The sequence below is a fragment of the Parasutterella secunda genome, assembly GCF_016901835.1.
Lineage (GTDB): Bacteria > Pseudomonadota > Gammaproteobacteria > Burkholderiales > Burkholderiaceae_F > Aphodousia > Aphodousia faecavium.
Map to the genome: position 1 here is coordinate 1 of NZ_JACJKX010000040.1, position 982 is coordinate 982.

1 protein-coding gene is annotated in these 982 nt (G+C 42.2%); it reads left to right on the forward strand.

Annotated features, from left to right (window positions below; genetic code table 11):
* Positions 1-917, forward strand: a 917-nt coding sequence (locus H5985_RS09230; RefSeq protein ID WP_478219401.1) for a nuclease/transposase family protein, incomplete at its 5' end; no start/stop codon positions are given.
* Between the last annotated feature and the right edge of the window lie 65 nt (positions 918-982).

Sequence of the window (982 nt, forward strand, 5' to 3'; positions counted from 1 at the left end):
AGGGTAAAGAAAGAACAAATCTATTCAAATCGCTTGATAGAAAATACCATTTGACGGAATACGACTTACACGCAGTGATTGCCAAACATCGGCAAGCCAGCGGCCGAAAAACAGAACTCGGTATCAATGAAGCGCAAAAAATTGCTACCCGAGTGTTTCAGGCCGTGAATCGATATAAGTTGGGGTTGGGAGGACGGCCTCGTTTTAAATCTGCCAAGCGCGGGTTAAGAAGTATCGAGGGAAAGACAAATAAAACCGGACTGAAGTTCAATATTGAAAAATCTGTGTTGAGTTGGTGTCAACACGACTATCGTGTCATTATCGATCCTAAAGATGACTACATCCGTTGTGCCTTTTTAAAAGAGGACGGTTCGCAAGGATTTAAAACGATCAAATACTGTCGTCTGGTACGTAAGACAATCAAAGGGAAAAATCGTTTTTATTTGCAGGTTGTTCTGGAAGGACGCGCACCTGTTAAACACATCTATGCCTCAACCGAAGAACGTTTATCAATTGATCCCGGACCTCAAACGATTGCCGTATTCAGCAAGATATGGAGCGGAAAAATAAAAGTAGCGCCGCGTGCCCAAGTTGATGAACAAAGAATTCGCAGCCTGCAACGATCAATGGATAGGAGCTTGCGACAAAATAATCCGGATTGTTATGAAAGCAATGGAGTATTTAAAAAAGGAAGCGAATTAAGCAAAACAAAAAGCTACGAAAAACGAGTACAAAGTTTGAAAGAATATCATCGCAAAGCGTCAGCGACTCGACGCTGTGAGCATGGACAGTTGGTCAATTTATTGTTGTCTGTGGCCGGTGAGATTCGTATTGAAAAGAATACCCGGTATCAAGTACGAAGTGCAATTTTCCCATCGGATTTAGACTATCACTTTAATTCCGACAGAGACTGTTGATATCTTCTTCGATATCGTTTCAACGCTCGGTTGAAAACATCGTCCGGAGCATTGTATCCCAGAAC